This window comes from Parasphingorhabdus sp. (assembly GCF_036964675.1).
GTDB lineage: Bacteria > Pseudomonadota > Alphaproteobacteria > Sphingomonadales > Sphingomonadaceae > Parasphingorhabdus.
Window position 1 is genome coordinate 1 of sequence record NZ_JBALTF010000148.1, and the last position, 799, is coordinate 799.

General features: G+C 50.4%; 2 protein-coding genes. One reads left to right on the top strand and one right to left on the bottom strand.

Annotated elements, in window-relative coordinates; translation table 11 throughout:
- Positions 1-98 precede the first annotated feature (98 nt).
- Entirely contained in the window at positions 99-404 is a 306-nt protein-coding gene (locus V7665_RS13635; protein ID WP_335665078.1) for a GIY-YIG nuclease family protein, read from the top strand.
- Positions 405-547: 143 nt separating this feature from the next.
- Here V7665_RS13635 and V7665_RS13640 read toward each other — a convergent pair.
- A partial coding sequence (locus V7665_RS13640) for a hypothetical protein (RefSeq protein ID WP_335665077.1) occupies positions 548-799 on the bottom strand: 252 nt, incomplete at its 5' end.

Here is a 799-nt window from a genome sequence, read left to right on the forward strand (position 1 = left end):
TAAGATGCGGATTATCAGTAACGGCCAATACCCCTGAATGCGTCACCCTGAACTTGTTTCAGGGCCCATCGTGCGCCCATATACCTCCGGTGCGACAAGTGAAACAACACTGCGTCTACATACTCACCAGCCAGCCCTGTGGCTCGCTCTACATTGGCGTAACGTCGAACCTGATCCAGCGCCTTTACCAGCACCGCAACCAACTGACGCCCGGATATACGTCGCAATATGCGGTATATCGCCTTGTCCGCTTTGAGATGTTCCACGACATAACCAGTGCGATCACGCGAGAGAAGCAACTGAAAAACTGGCACCGCCAATGGAAGATCAACCTGATTGAATCGGAAAATCCGCAATGGGTTGATCTCGCGGTAAATCTGGGTTTGGCCCCGATAAGCGACTGACACCCTATACCCGTCATGCTGAACTCGTTTCAGCATCGACCCCGCCCCAATCACAGCCTGTGAACTTGGAGAAATGGACCCTGAAACAAGTTCAGGGTGACGGAATGTGGGTTCGGGGAATTGGAGGCGGCCAGATTCGGGCATCAGAAACCCACGGACCTGTCACCTGGGAAATAATATGGATCAGCGCCTACCATCCCGATGATGTGATCAAGCCAACTTCTTTCGAACACCAAAGCAACGAAAATTTGCTTCGATTGTGAAGCCAGTTTGTTTGCTATGGCCAAATATCCCTTTTTTCGTCCGATCGTAACGCATGAAGTAACAACATCAGGTCGGATTCGGATTTTTTGATCCTTAAGTTCTCGAGGGCCTTCAAGAACCAAAACTTCTAC